17 protein-coding genes are annotated in these 12,550 nt (G+C 64.4%); 4 read left to right on the top strand and 13 right to left on the bottom strand.

What is annotated here, in order from left to right:
- Nucleotides 1–7: 7 nt before the first annotated feature.
- The 3 genes from E4S61_RS23405 to E4S61_RS23395 all read right to left on the bottom strand — a co-directional run bounded on the left by E4S61_RS23405 (nucleotide 8) and on the right by E4S61_RS23395 (nucleotide 2,130).
- Nucleotides 8–1,414 carry a DUF402 domain-containing protein gene (locus E4S61_RS23405; RefSeq protein WP_135306240.1) on the bottom strand — a complete coding sequence of 469 codons (1,407 nt, stop codon included), beginning with the start codon at nucleotides 1,412–1,414 and terminating at the stop codon, nucleotides 8–10.
- Nucleotides 1,411–1,785 (bottom strand): DUF7532 family protein, encoded by a 375-nt coding sequence (locus tag E4S61_RS23400; RefSeq protein WP_135306239.1) that lies wholly within the window; start codon nucleotides 1,783–1,785, stop codon nucleotides 1,411–1,413. Before E4S61_RS23400 ends, E4S61_RS23405 begins: the two co-directional genes overlap by 4 nt.
- A 189-nt stretch (nucleotides 1,786–1,974) precedes the next feature.
- Nucleotides 1,975–2,130 (bottom strand): preprotein translocase subunit Sec61beta, encoded by a 156-nt coding sequence (locus E4S61_RS23395; RefSeq protein WP_135306238.1) that lies wholly within the window; start codon nucleotides 2,128–2,130, stop codon nucleotides 1,975–1,977.
- 64 nt (nucleotides 2,131–2,194) lie between these two features.
- Here E4S61_RS23395 and trxA point away from each other — a divergent pair, with 64 nt between their 5' ends.
- The gene (gene trxA / locus E4S61_RS23390) at nucleotides 2,195–2,506 is read left to right on the top strand and encodes a thioredoxin (RefSeq protein WP_280663826.1); all 312 of its coding nucleotides are present in this window, start codon (nucleotides 2,195–2,197) and stop codon (nucleotides 2,504–2,506) included.
- Between the two features lie 72 nt (nucleotides 2,507–2,578).
- Here trxA and fer read toward each other — a convergent pair whose 3' ends face one another.
- The 5 genes from fer to E4S61_RS23365 all read right to left on the bottom strand — a co-directional run bounded on the left by fer (nucleotide 2,579) and on the right by E4S61_RS23365 (nucleotide 5,895).
- A complete protein-coding gene (gene fer, locus E4S61_RS23385) occupies nucleotides 2,579–3,262 on the bottom strand; it encodes a ferredoxin Fer (RefSeq protein WP_135306236.1) in 684 nt (227 codons plus the stop codon).
- Between the two features lie 91 nt (nucleotides 3,263–3,353).
- Nucleotides 3,354–4,019, bottom strand: coding sequence for an NADPH-dependent F420 reductase (gene npdG / locus E4S61_RS23380; RefSeq protein ID WP_135306235.1), 666 nt, complete (start codon nucleotides 4,017–4,019; stop codon nucleotides 3,354–3,356).
- Nucleotides 4,020–4,073: 54 nt separating this feature from the next.
- Nucleotides 4,074–4,463 (bottom strand): hypothetical protein, encoded by a 390-nt coding sequence (locus E4S61_RS23375; RefSeq protein WP_135306234.1) that lies wholly within the window; start codon nucleotides 4,461–4,463, stop codon nucleotides 4,074–4,076.
- Nucleotides 4,464–4,528: 65 nt separating this feature from the next.
- Complete coding sequence (locus E4S61_RS23370; RefSeq protein ID WP_135306233.1) at nucleotides 4,529–5,395, bottom strand: TIGR01548 family HAD-type hydrolase; 867 nt, start codon at nucleotides 5,393–5,395, stop codon at nucleotides 4,529–4,531.
- Between the two features lie 50 nt (nucleotides 5,396–5,445).
- Nucleotides 5,446–5,895, bottom strand: coding sequence for a UPF0146 family protein (locus E4S61_RS23365; protein ID WP_394346469.1), 450 nt, complete (start codon nucleotides 5,893–5,895; stop codon nucleotides 5,446–5,448).
- Here E4S61_RS23365 and E4S61_RS23360 point away from each other — a divergent pair.
- A complete protein-coding gene (locus E4S61_RS23360) occupies nucleotides 5,890–6,411 on the top strand; it encodes an archaemetzincin family Zn-dependent metalloprotease (protein ID WP_135306232.1) in 522 nt (173 codons plus the stop codon). The genes E4S61_RS23365 and E4S61_RS23360 overlap by 6 nt on opposite strands.
- A gap of 83 nt (nucleotides 6,412–6,494) precedes the next feature.
- Entirely contained in the window at nucleotides 6,495–6,710 is a 216-nt protein-coding gene (locus E4S61_RS23355; RefSeq protein WP_135306231.1) for a hypothetical protein, read from the top strand.
- A gap of 82 nt (nucleotides 6,711–6,792) precedes the next feature.
- Here E4S61_RS23355 and E4S61_RS23350 read toward each other — a convergent pair whose 3' ends face one another.
- The 3 genes from E4S61_RS23350 to E4S61_RS23340 all read right to left on the bottom strand — a co-directional run bounded on the left by E4S61_RS23350 (nucleotide 6,793) and on the right by E4S61_RS23340 (nucleotide 9,535).
- Nucleotides 6,793–7,197, bottom strand: a complete 405-nt coding sequence (locus E4S61_RS23350) for a DUF7522 family protein (RefSeq protein ID WP_135306230.1) — start codon at nucleotides 7,195–7,197, stop codon at nucleotides 6,793–6,795.
- Between the two features lie 199 nt (nucleotides 7,198–7,396).
- Nucleotides 7,397–9,235: a ribosome biogenesis/translation initiation ATPase RLI gene (locus E4S61_RS23345; protein WP_135306229.1), complete on the bottom strand. Its 1,839-nt coding sequence runs from the start codon at nucleotides 9,233–9,235 to the stop codon at nucleotides 7,397–7,399.
- A gap of 3 nt (nucleotides 9,236–9,238) precedes the next feature.
- Complete coding sequence (locus E4S61_RS23340) at nucleotides 9,239–9,535, bottom strand: EMC6-like membrane protein (RefSeq protein WP_167768623.1); 297 nt, start codon at nucleotides 9,533–9,535, stop codon at nucleotides 9,239–9,241.
- Nucleotides 9,536–9,718: 183 nt separating this feature from the next.
- On the opposite strand from E4S61_RS23340, the gene E4S61_RS23335 reads away from it, so the two are divergent.
- The gene (locus E4S61_RS23335) at nucleotides 9,719–9,985 is read left to right on the top strand and encodes a MarR family transcriptional regulator (protein ID WP_135306228.1); all 267 of its coding nucleotides are present in this window, start codon (nucleotides 9,719–9,721) and stop codon (nucleotides 9,983–9,985) included.
- A 141-nt stretch (nucleotides 9,986–10,126) separates the two neighbouring features.
- Here the strand turns inward: E4S61_RS23335 and E4S61_RS25730 are convergent, their stop codons facing one another.
- On the bottom strand, nucleotides 10,127–10,294 hold the full coding sequence (locus tag E4S61_RS25730; RefSeq protein WP_167768622.1) for a hypothetical protein: 168 nt from the start codon (nucleotides 10,292–10,294) through the stop codon (nucleotides 10,127–10,129).
- A gap of 312 nt (nucleotides 10,295–10,606) precedes the next feature.
- Nucleotides 10,607–12,487, bottom strand: coding sequence for a PINc/VapC family ATPase (locus E4S61_RS23330; protein ID WP_135306227.1), 1,881 nt, complete (start codon nucleotides 12,485–12,487; stop codon nucleotides 10,607–10,609).
- Between the last annotated feature and the right edge of the window lie 63 nt (nucleotides 12,488–12,550).

Below are 12,550 nucleotides of genomic sequence, written 5' to 3'. Positions count from 1 at the left end.
TGCCTAACTATTTCGGGCCCAGTGCGCTCGCCACCGCCGCGGCCACGCTCCGGGCGCGCTTTGCCAGTTCTTCGGGGACGTTGCCCGACTCGACGGCCGCGTCGAGTTCGTCGTCGTCGACCCGCTCGACGCGGCCGTCAGTGTGTTTGACGACGTCGACGTGTAAGTCGACGTACCGAGCGGTGTCGGGGAATATCTCGACGGGCGTACAGACGTTGACGTAGGTGCCTTTGCGCTCGCCGTCGCTGTCGCGGTACACCGTCGGATACCACCACCGGCCTTCCTTGAGCTTGGTCTCCGCGATATCGCCGCCCTCCTTCGGGACGCCCAGCGCGTCGTACTCGCCGCCCGGCGACATCTCGCGTTCGACCGTGACCGTCCCGTCGGTGTCGACCGACTGCACGTCGGCCCGGCCGAGCGTGATGAGTCGGCCGTCGGGTTTGCCGTGACCGAGCGTGAGCGACCCGCCCGCTCGCGGCCCGAACTGCCGGGCAGTCACGGCGAAGGGAAAGTCCGTCTCGCCGTCCGCACCGGGGTCGGCACACAGTGCTTCGACGTAGTCGACGGCCGCACTCGCGGCGTCGTCGCCCGCCTTCACACGGTGGTGGCCGGCCATCGTCGTCGTCACCGCTCGCCGTTGTTCGTCCAGCGCGAACCGGCTCTCGCGACCGAACCAGACCCACGTCGTCGCGCCGCCGTCGTATCGCTGGGACGGCGCACTCTCCGAAGCGGTCCCCGCCCCGTCGAGCGCCGCGTCGATGGCTTCCGCCCGCTCGTTGGCTGCTGAGAGAGCGTCCGCGAGCGCGTCGAAACTCGCATCGTCGCTCTCGCGCTCCCACGAGACGCCCCAGCCCTCGCGAGGGTCCGCGGCGATGACGTCCAGCATCGCCGGTCCGCCCGCCGTCGCGCTGTTCGACCCGCCGCGCTCCAGCGTCAGGAGGTCGCCGCGAACCGCGACCGTCGTATCGAGAATCGGCCGGCCACCGGTCCACGGGGCGCTCCCCTCTACGGCCTGTACGCGCAGGTAGTCGCCTGCCTCTACGCGGTCGTCGGCGTTTGCGTAGGGGAGAAAGCCCTCGCCGTCGCCACAGTCCACGACCGCGCCGCTTCCGAGCGTCTCCGTCACTTCGCCGTCGTAGACCGCTTCGGCGGGTAACGGGTCGGTCCAGCGGAGTGTATCTCGGCCGAGGTCGGCGAGGTGGCCGACGACGCGGTCGACGGTCTCGCTGTCGCCGCTGACGCCGACGCCCTGTCGGTCGTCGGTGGTCGTCACCGTCGCCGCCGCTCGCTCCGTCGGAAAGTCCGCGTCGAATCGCTCCTCGATGGGACCGGAGGCCTGTACCACGTCGAGACCGGCGTCGCTCAGTAACTGGGTCAGCGCCGTCGCGTAGATGCCCCTGACCCGGACGCTCATAGGGCGTCCTCGTCGGCCGCGAAGCGGACCCGGCCGTTCACGGTCGGTCCCAACCGCAGTTCGACCACGTTATCGGAGAGCACGCGTCCGCCCTCGACGGGGACGCCCCACGAGTCGAATCGGAGGTAGCCGCGGATGTCGTCGGCGTGGGTAAATAGGTCGAGGTACTCGACGGCGTGGGTCTGGATCTCCGAGGCGCTGTGCGCTCGGTCCATATCTGAGTAGACGGTCTCCCGGTCGGCGAAGAACGCTTCGAGGTCGGCGGCGGCCGCGTCCGTCGCGGCGACGACCGCCTCTGAGGCCGCTTCGATTGTCTCCTGTTTGACGCCTGCCTGTCGGAGCGCGCGCTGTTCGCGCTGCGTGAAGTGCATACTCGCCTTTGTTAGCGGGAGGTAGAAAACGTCGCGGACTCCGATGCGGTTCGGTCTGCACTCGCTGTCTGTCGCTGACCCGAATCGCGCGGATGCAGCCCCGTTCGTGTCGGCTCACCACTCGCCCACTCTCGCCGGATAGGGCACGAATAATCTGATTTTCCGAAAACAAACGCCAGTATGACCCGTTCAGGCCATCGCGTTTAGGACCAGAATCAGGCCACCGAACAGGACGCCAAAGGCGACGATGGTTCGCGGGTCGATACGGATGGTGTTCTGGTCCTCGGCGTCGAAGTACCGGACCAGTCCGGCACTCGACATCAGCCCGCCGCTGTCACTGCTCATATCTTTCCTCTCCGTTCGCGCGGAGTAAGCTTTTCGGGTTCGTTCGCGTGCCCGTCACGCACCTATGGATAACCCTTATCAGACCCCACAGATTATCTCGAAGAGAACCATGACGGTCACGCTCAAGGACTTCTACGCTGACTGGTGCGGCCCCTGCAAGACCCAAGACCCCATCCTCGAAGACTTAGAGGAGGAGTGGACTGACGTCCAGTTCGAGAAGATCAACGTCGACGAAGAGCAAGATGTCGCAAACGAGTATCAGGTACGCTCCCTGCCGACGCTCATCGTCGAGAACGACGACGGCGTCGTCGAGCGCTTCGTCGGCGTCACACAGGCCGACGACATCGAGGACGCCCTCTCGCAGGCTGGAGCGTAAGGCGACTAACTCTTTCTTGCCCGGGTTCGCCGCTGGCCGACGCTCGCCGACGGCGATCGGTTTGCTCGTGACTCAGTCCGTCGAGGAGGTCTGCTCGAACCGACTCGCGGGCAAGAGGAGGTCACGGATCGCCGGCAGATGCTTGACGTTGTAGACGATCTTCGCGTCGGTCGTCGGCGCGGCAATACAGGAGAGGCGAATTCCGCGGTCGTGGAGTTCCTTCGGGAGGATGTGGCTCGCGGGCGAGGGCATCTCGCCGTCGACGATAGCGACGGCGCAGTTCGTACAGGCACCGCCGCGACAGGCGAAGGGCCACGCGTACCCTTCGTCCTCCGCGGCTTCGAGCAACGTTTCGTTCTCTTCGACGTAGAAATAGCCGTACGCTTCGCCACCGAGTTCGTCAGTGGCCGCCTTCTCGAAGAGGTCGTCGTCGGTTAGCTGCCAGCCGTGTGATTCCATCGCCTCGTAGTTGAGGAACTCGACTTTGACGCCCTCGGGTTCCGTCTGCTCGGCTTCTTGCTCCTCGTCGGCAGCGGCGGTCTGGGTTCGGGCCGTCGCCGTTCCGGCCGGTCGAATCTCGTCGCCGGGTTGGTAGCCGCTCTGGATGCGTTCGTAGGCACGCTGGATCGCGCGAAACTCCTCGGTGGACCCGCCCTGGTCGGGGTGGACCTCTTTGACCAGTTCCCGGTAGGCGTCGGAGACTTCGTCCTCGTCCGCGTCGGGGTCGACACCGAGAATCTCGTATGGAGACGCCACACACGAGCGATAGGACTCGGTCGGCAAAAGTGCTCCTTCATGCGTGTGAACGCGGCCCACAGCGGTGCTTCTTGCAGACCTGTCGAGAGCGCTACTGGAACGTGACGCCGAGATCGTGCATCCCGTCGTTGTGGCGGGCGACGTTGATGAGCAGCGGCGTCAGCCCCTCGACTTCGGCGGCATTCGAGAGCGGCCCGCCGTCGAGCGGGCGCAGGCCCTCGATGCCGTCGGCGAGTTCGCAGACGGTGTCTTTCGGGTCCGTCTCGTCGCCGACGACGATCGTGTCCCAATCGATCTCCGCGTCGAGGTTCGCCAGTCGGCCTGCCGCGAGGTTGTGGAACGCGCCGACGACCTGTGTGTCCTCGGGGGCGGCCTGTTCGGCCAGTTGTGTGACGCTGCCGACGCCGGGGCGGTTGTAGTGGAAGCCGTCCTCGTCGCGTTTCATGCCGACGGCGGGCGAGACGAGGATGGCGTCGTCTAGATGGTCGGCGACGGCCTCGATGGTGTCGGTAAGGTGGTAGGCGGGGACGGCGGCGACGACCACGTCCGCGCGGGCGGCGGCATCCTCGTTGCCCAGTCCCTCGACGGTGATGTCCATGCCGCGACTGGCGAGTTCGGTCTCGTACTCCTCGGCCTTGTTTTCGGCCTTCTCCGGGTCTCGGGACCCGACGATTACGTCGTGGTTCGTGTCGTACGCCCAGCGCAGGGCGAGTCCCTCGCCGATATCGCCGGTGCCGCCGAGTAGCGCGATGTCCATGTCTATCGGGTAGACCGACCGGTGAATAAGCGTTGTGCGACCGGTGGTGCTTGCCTACGTGTATCGCTCCCAGGCGAGGTCGAAGCCGCCGCCGTAGGCGACGTACAGCGCCGTTGCGAGGCCGACGACGTAGGCGAGCAACTGGACGACGATGCCGAGTGGCCCGGTGTGCCCCAGGAAGAACGCGAACGGTGTGGCCAGGACCACTGTGACGAGGAAGATGACGAGGATGAAGATGGCCATGCGGCCCGGGCGGTGAGCCGAGTCGAATATCGCTCGGTTCGATGCGATCGCCCAGTACGCGGCCGGGAACGCGACGACGGTGAAGGCGATGGCGTACAGAGGGACGTAGTCGATAGACGGCTCGAACACCGCCGCCCCGCCCACGAGACCGGCCCAGATGCTCACCAACAGCGCCCACGCGACCATCGCCTTCCGTCCCATATCGCCGAGTTTCACTTCGGCCGGGAAATCCCTGCCGTTCTCGTGTCGTCTATCCGTCGAGCGAGCTACTCAAGCAGGTCAGTGAGGTCGTTGACCGTCTCGACTACCGCGCTTGCGCCCGCAGCGGCGTACTTTCGGCGGCCGTCCTCGCCAGTCAGCCCGCCGGTCAGGACGCCGACACCGTAGTACACTCGCTCGTCGTCCGCGGCGTCGGCGTTGACCGCCGTCTTCACGTCGTCGAGCGTATCACCCGCGAAGGCCACGCGCTCGGCGTCGAAGCGCTCGGCCAACGTCACGAGGGCGGCGGGGTGAGGCTTCCCCTCCTCCCAGTCGTCCATCGTAAAGCGGTGCGCATCAGGCAGGTCCAAGCCGACGCGGTCCATGGCGATGTCGGCTTCCGCGGCGGGTCGGCCGGTGACGACGCCGACGGCGTAGCGGTCCTGCAACGCCGCCAGCGTCTCGGCGTCGACCAGTATCGGTTCGTCGTTGATGTAGCCGGGCGCGTCGAACACCGGGTCGCCGCCTTCGAGGTCTCGGTACAGGTCGCTCCCGAGATACAGCGTCTGGAACACGTCACGGAGTTGTTCCGGGTCCCACGCATCGAACACTCGCTCGGCAGTCACCTCGTTCAGTCGGTCCCGAACGACAGCTTCGGCTGCCGAGCGGCCGCCGCCGCGCTCGGCGATGGCGTCGGTGAAACTCGTCACGTCGCCGACGCTCCCCTCGCGGTCGGCGAGGACGTACAGCGCCGCTGCGTCGGTCAGTTCCCAGTCGTTGTTGAACCCGCCGGCGTCCTTGAACCGCTGGATGTCGGCCCGTTCGATGGAGTCTCCGTACACTCGCTCGACGGATTCGATGACGGCCCGCCGGTAGGAGTCGGCGACGTCCACGAGGACGCCGTCGATGTCTAAGACGACCGCGTCGACTTGCATACTCGCCCGTCGTCGTCGTCGTTGAAGCGCCTTACTATGTCAGCTACGCGTTACCGGCCGCCCGAACCGTCCGTGGCCCGAAACAGCGTCACTCGTCCATCGAGTTGCTCGCGCGTGACGGGCACTGTTGGCTGGTCGCCGCCGAGCGTCGTAAACCAGCAGTCAGCGCCGACGCGTCGGGCGACCGCTCGCGTCGGCCGATGGAGCTCCGGCGGAAGGTTCCGCGCGAAGACGATGTCGGTTCCCTCGTAGACCGCCAACTCGGGGTCGGTTACGTCGTCGACGACGAAGGCCACGCCGTCGGGAACCGAGCGTGCTGTGATATCTGTCGCCGTCACGTCGACACCCCGTTCGGCGAGGGCCGCGGCTACGTCGGGGTGGTTGCCGATGCCAACCTCTACCACGCTATCGGTGGTCGCCAATCGGCCGACGAGGGTCCGTTCTGCGTCGCTCACGTCGGGATGTTTAAGCGCCACCATCTCATATGCATTCTCATGCATGTCGACATCGTCCCGGTGGGCGACGTCTCTGCCCAGGTGAAACGCGAGGCATCGGAGGGCCTTCGCACCACCTACGACTGCGACGTCTCCATGCACGAACCGCAGTCGATCCCCGCCGGTGCGTACGATGGCGACCGCGACCAGTACCGCGCCGAGGAGTTCATCGACCTCGCACGTCGCATCGGCGCGGGCGAGAAGAACATCGCCATCACCCCGAAAGACCTCTTTTACCGTCGCCGCAACTACGTGTTCGGCCTCGCCTACCTCGGCGGCTCGGGAAGTGTCATCTCGACGTATCGCCTTCAGACCTCCTCTGACGGCGGGTTCTCGAATCAGTCGGCCAGCGACATCTTCGCCGCCCGTGTCCGGAAGGAGGTCGTCCACGAGATCGGCCACACGCTCGGATTAGAACACTGTGACAACAAGCGCTGCGTGATGAACTTCTCGCCGACGGTTCGACAAGTGGACGTCAAAGAACCGTCGCTGTGTGGCTCCTGCCAGCGAAACGTCCTCTGAACGGCCGAAATCGCCCGACTGCAACCCACCTAACGAGTTAGGTGATGGAGCTAACCCCCTCTACCTGTTAGCAACGACTGCGAATGAGCAAAAGTCAGTCAGGCGACCGAGCTGCGGAACTGGGTGACATCTTCGTCTCGGTCACCGGCGACGAATCGGTCACTGAACGACAGGACGGCGACTCCCCCGACCGGGAGCTCCGCCCCGACGAGGAGTTCGACCCCGAGGAGGTCGCCGACGGACTCGACGACGCCGTCGCCGGGTCCGAAACCGGCGACACCAGCGACCCCGCCGCGTAATCGGTTCCGGGAGCGTGTCCCCTTTTCGAGAGGTAGGCAGCGCTCGGCAGCGACTGCTATCTACTGAAGCGGCGACCTCCGTTCACTCGACGAGTTCCGCCGCTTCGAGGCAGTTGCCGATGAACGTCCCCTCCTCGACGAACGCGACGGGTTCGATCCCGACGGCGACCCCCTCACCGTCGGCGATGCAAAAGTGCATCTCGATGCCGTCCTCGTAGCACTCCACGGTACACCTGAGGCCCCCGTGCGTGTACAACTCTTCCTTGATCGGTCGCGTGCACGACTCCATCGAGAGTTCGTCCACGACGGCCTTGACCTCTTCCTCGGTATATGCCGCCGCCACGTCTTGCCGAGCATAAAGCACATCGTGGTCCCCCCTGTCATACCAGATGACACTTCGGAGTCGGTCGCCGATGCTGTTCCGGAGGTGGGCCGTCAGTTGCCTCGCCCCATCCGGAATCGGCTTCGTGGGACCAGAACTTGTCATAGTCTCGGATATGACTGCGAATAAACTTAATGATTTTGCACACTCGGGAATATATAGAATGATATGTAAATATATCTATTCTGAATCTATATGGTACGTACTTGGATTTAACTGGTACGCACTCTGTCAACCGGTGTATTCAGGCGACAGAGCTGCCTCTGTGACCGTCGTCCCGAAAAAGCCGCCTCCGACGGGAACGTCAGCTCTCGTCGGGCGAGTAGTAGTATTCGCCGGAGTTCTTCTGTTCACGGTCAAGTTGGGACCCCGGCTTATTGATGCGCGGGCGAGAGGTCCGCTCGTCGCGGCGGAACGTGATGTCGAGGTTCGAGAGGAACTCGTTCATCCCCTCACGCATGCCTTGTGGCGGGGTCGCGTAACCGTGTTTCGCGGGTTCGCCCTCGAAGACGAGCAGTCGGTCCGCGAGCAGGTCGATCATGTAGATGTCGTGATCGATGACCATCGCTGTCGCGTCGTGGTTCTCGGCGTAGCGGCGGATGGCCGAGGTGGCGAGCACCCGCTGTTCGACGTCGAGGTGGGCCGACGGTTCGTCGAGGAGGTAGAGGTCGGCGTCCTTCGAGAGACAGGCCGCGATGGCGACCCGCTGTCGCTCGCCGCCCGAGAGGTCCGTCAGTTGCTGTTCCATCACGGCGTCGAGCTGGAGCGGCTGGGCGATTTCGGTGTTCCAGTAGGAGGTCCCGAAGTCGTCCGTAATCGAGGAGAGGAACGCGTCGACCCGCATCGGCTGGTCGATCTCGATGTACTGTGGCTTGTAGGCGATGTCGAGATCCGACTCGACGCTTCCCTCGCTGGGTTCGAGTCGGCCGGCGAGCATCTTCGCGAACGTGGACTTCCCGATACCGTTCGGACCGACCACACCGAGGACCTCGCTCTCGCGGATGGTGCCCGCGTCCACGTCGAGGGAGAACTCCCCGTCGCCGTAGCGCTTGGTGAGGTCGGGGTATTCGATGACAACGTCACCGGTGGAGGCCGTTCGGGGCGCGTGCTCCTCGAACTCGATCTCCGTCTGCCGGATGCGCATGTTCTCGTTCTCCAGATACCCCGAGAGGTACTCGTTGATGCCGTTCTTCGTGGATTTCGGCGACGTGATGATACCGAACGCGCCGGGCGACCCGTAGGCGACGTTGATGTTGTCCGCCAGCAAGTCGAGGATCGCGAGGTCGTGTTCGACGACGAGCATCGAGCGGTCGCCGTCCTCGGCGAGTTCCCGAATCAGGCGCGCGGCGGTCATCCGCTGACCGATGTCCAGATACGGCGTAATCTCGTCAAGGAAGTAGAAGTCGGCGTCGCGGGCCAGCGTTGCCACCAGCGCCACACGCTGGAGTTCGCCGCCGGAGAGGTCGTCTAAGTTGCTGTCGACGACCGGACCGATGTCGGTGCGGTCGATGAGGTAGTCCAGCTCGCCGCGTTCGTCGGTCTGTTCGAGCAGCTCCCGCGCTTTCCCGTCGAACTGGTCGGGGATGCGGTCGACGTACTGCGGTTTACGCGCGACAGAGACGTCCCCGTCACGCAGCTGTTCGAGGTAGTCCTGTAGTGCGGTCCCGCGGTATTCGTCGAGTACGTCGTCCCACCCGACCGGCTCGCCATAGCGACCGAGGTTCGGCGACATCTCGTCGGCGAGGATGCGAACGGCCGTCGTCTTCCCGATGCCGTTCGGCCCGAGGATACCCGTCACTTGTCCCTCCTGGGGCGTCGGCAGGCCGTACAGCGCGAAGGAGTTCTCGCCGTAGCGGTGAACGGGGTCGTCGTTCAGTTCCTGCGGGAGGTTGATAATCTCGATCGCGTCGAACGGACACTTGTTGACGCAGATACCGCAGGATTCGCCCAGACAGATCTCCTCGGAGATGCGTACCTGGTCGGGTTTTCCCTCGAACTCCTCGTCTTCTTCGTATTCGTCGCCGCGCTTGACGATGCACTCTTTCCCGCTCCGGTTGGGCGGGCAGTAGTTCATACACTCGTAGTTACAGCGGTCGGGCTGACACCGGTCTAGGTCGACGACCGCGATGCTGTCCTCCGCCATCGATTACACCCCCGCGGTCAGCAGGATGCCCCACGAGACGAACCAGAGCGCGAAAGTCATGAACGCAACGTAGAGGACGTCCTTCGTCGAGAGGTCGTCCGGACCGATGCCGATGACCCGAAGTATCGGGAACTGTGCGAGGACGGCGACTGCGACGACGACGATGCCGGTGATGTCACCGGGGGCCGTCGCCACGGCGTCCGAAACCAACGCCGCCGCGATGCCCGCGACCGCCGTTATCGTCGTGACAGTGAGTCCCCGCATGTGGGAACTCATGCCGTCCGCCGTTTCCGTTGCCATACGCAGTACTGAACTACCCTCCACCAAAAGGGGCGCGGTTCCAGTACCCCGGTCGGCCCGCCACAGTCCGGACGTCGGTGAAGCGTCGCTAACCGACAGACGACTCTTACGTTTCCCCGTGTTCGCCCGTCTGCCGAACTGACTCCTCAATCTTTATGCATCCGGCGACATTCGTAACAGGTAATGACGGAATCCGATGGGGAGGCCATCGCAGACCTTCCACCGAGCGCGAAGCTCGTCTACAAGGTGCTGGAATACGACGGGCCGCTGACCCAGAAGGGCATCGTCGAGGAGTCGATGCTTTCTGCACGCACGGTCCGCTACGCCCTCGAACGCCTCGACGAAGTCGGTGTCATCGAAGAAGACGTCTACTTCGCCGACGCCCGACAGAACCTCTACGAGATAACCGAACAGCCCGCAGAACAGGCCGATGCGGCCGTCTCGGACTGACTCAGCTACATTCTCTGACCGTCCAGCCGCAGGCTGGGCAGTGGTCTCGCTCGTCGTCGAACGTCAAGCGACAGAACGCACACTCGTAGGTCGGCTCGCGTCGAATACTCCCGCGTAGTCGCTGTCGGAGGCGCATCGTTCTCAGGCCAGTTCACCGCAGGCGCGACAGCGCGCCCGGTTAGCGTGGGGGTCGAATACGAGCGCAATCTCCTGACAGTGGCGACAGTACCTGTCGCCGTCGTGGGCCGAGCGGTGGCTGTCGGTGTCGAAATGGAGGTCCGAACCAGGGGTAGCGTCGGGTAGGTCCATAATACAAGTACCACTGCGACAGCACTAAATAGCTATGTTCGAATGCCGTATAGGTACCTTATATAGTGGTACATAATACAATAGTCTGCACGGATACGGTTCTAACGTCCATTTCTGTGGGGATATACTTGACGTATGTGTTTTCGGGCACTCGCAGTCGACCCCGTTCACGAACGGCTCTCGGCGGGAGGACAGCGGCTGTCCCGTTCGACCTGAATATCTGGACGAAAACGGCTGACTGCTCGGCGCTGTCTCGCAGTCAGTTCGGGACGGCCTCACGGTCCCGAACCGCACTGCAACCGACTACCCGATTTACGACGGGACGACGGTAATCGTCATGCCGCGGTCGATTGCCCGCTCTAACTCCTCGGCGATGCCGGAGCCGCGCGATACCTGAATCTCGCCCCCGCGAGAGACGGTGGCGGTGAAGAGGTACTCGCCGTCGGCTTGCACCTCGACGGTGTCGCCCGCGTGTCCGTCTAGGGGGACGATGACGTGCCGAGAGGTGACTTCGGGTTGGACGATTTCGCCCTGCTTGCTGCCGCCGCTGTCGGTCTGCGGGCCGCCAGAGGGACCGGTGGGCTTCTCATCGAGGGTTCGCACGTCGATGTCGATGCCCAATCGGTTCTCCACGTCGGTGATGCGGCCGCCGCCCTTACCGATGACCTGCGGGATGTCGTCGTCTTCGACCCACACGACGGCGTTGTTCGGTCCGCGAAGTTCGACGTCGACGTGACCGCGGGCGATGGCCCGAATCTCGCGCTCGACCTCCTGCTTGGCCAGTCGGTCGACGCCCGAATCCTGTTCGTCGTCGTCCTCGTTGAGGGGGACGGTGACGACCTGCCGGTTGAAGGTGTAGATCTCGTACTCCGGCTGGCCGGTCTCGAAGTCCCGGACGACGATGACCGGGCGCGCGAGGTCCTCTTCCATCAGCCCCTGCGGGACCTTGACCTCGGTCGTCACGTCGTAGACGGTGTGGACCTCGCCGGCTTCGATGTAGACGACGGTGTCGACGATCTGGGGGATGAGACCCAGTTCGACGCGACCGATGAGCCGCTGGAGGGCGTCGACGGCCCGCGTCGCGTGGACGACGCCGACCATCCCGACACCCGCGAGTCGCATGTCCGCGAACACCTCGAAGTCGTCAGTCTTTCGCACCTCGTCGTAGATGGTGTAGTCCGGCCGGACCATCAACAGCGAGTCGGCGGTCTTCTCCATCGACCCACCCAGCGCGGTGTACTGGGTGATTTCGGGTCCGACCTGCAGGTCCCGTGGCTTCTCCATCGTCTTGACCGCGTAGTCGGCGTCGACGAGGAACTCGCCGACTGCCTGCGCGAACGTCGACTTCCCGGCACCGGGCGATCCCGAGATGAGGACGCCACGCTGGTGTTCCGTGAAGCGGTCGCGCAGTTCGTCGGCGTGTTCGTAGTCGTCTAACTCCGTCTTGACGATCGGCCGGACGGCGGTGATCTCGCGTGCGTCGGAGAACGGCGGCCGGGCGATGGCGATACGCATGTCCTTGAACTGGACGATGCTCATCCCCGGTTCGTCGAGTTCGAGGAAGCCGTCGGGCGAGGAGCGGGCGGCCTCCTCGATGTCCTCAGAATATTGGCGGAGTTCTTCCTCCGTGGCGAGGTCGTCCCGAATCGGCTGGTAGTGCATGTCGCCGATGGAGCCCTTCTTCGCGTAGGGCTTGACGCCGACCTTGAGGTGGACGCTCATCGTCCCCTCGTCGAAGAAGTTCTCTATCTGGAGGCGGTTGATCGTCCGACCGCGCGGTTCGATGAACTCCACGTCGAGCCCCTTCGCGCGGGCGACCTCGGCCTGCACGTCGTCGCTCGTCACCAGCGTCGCCTCGCGGTTCTGTGCCACATCGCGGATGAGCGCGTCGATTTCTCCCTCGCCCGCGTCACGCTTCTCGATGGCGTCGGGGCGGCGACCGACGTACTCGACGTCGACGGTGCCGTCCTCGGCGAGGTCGACGAGTCGCTGGAGTTCTTCGAGTCCCTCCCAACCGGTCTCCCGGCCGTCGTTGGCCTGTGCTTCGAGTTCGCCGACGACGGCTTCTGGGATGACGACTGTCGCGCCGGCAAAGCCCATGCCGTCCACGTCCGAATCCGGGTCGGCATCGGCTTCTATCTGCTCGGACACGCGGCCATCGATGACCACGCTCGTGTCCGGTACGATTTCCATACCCCGTGTTCGGGACGACCATTTAAAAGCGCGTCCGTCTCGAAAGAGGTCAAAAAGGGGTCG

The sequence above is a fragment of the Haloarcula amylovorans genome (assembly GCF_004681185.1).
Taxonomy (GTDB): Archaea; Halobacteriota; Halobacteria; order Halobacteriales; family Haloarculaceae; genus Haloarcula; species Haloarcula amylovorans.
The sequence above is the reverse complement of the archived record's forward strand: the minus strand, read 5'-3'. Positions and strand labels throughout refer to the sequence as shown.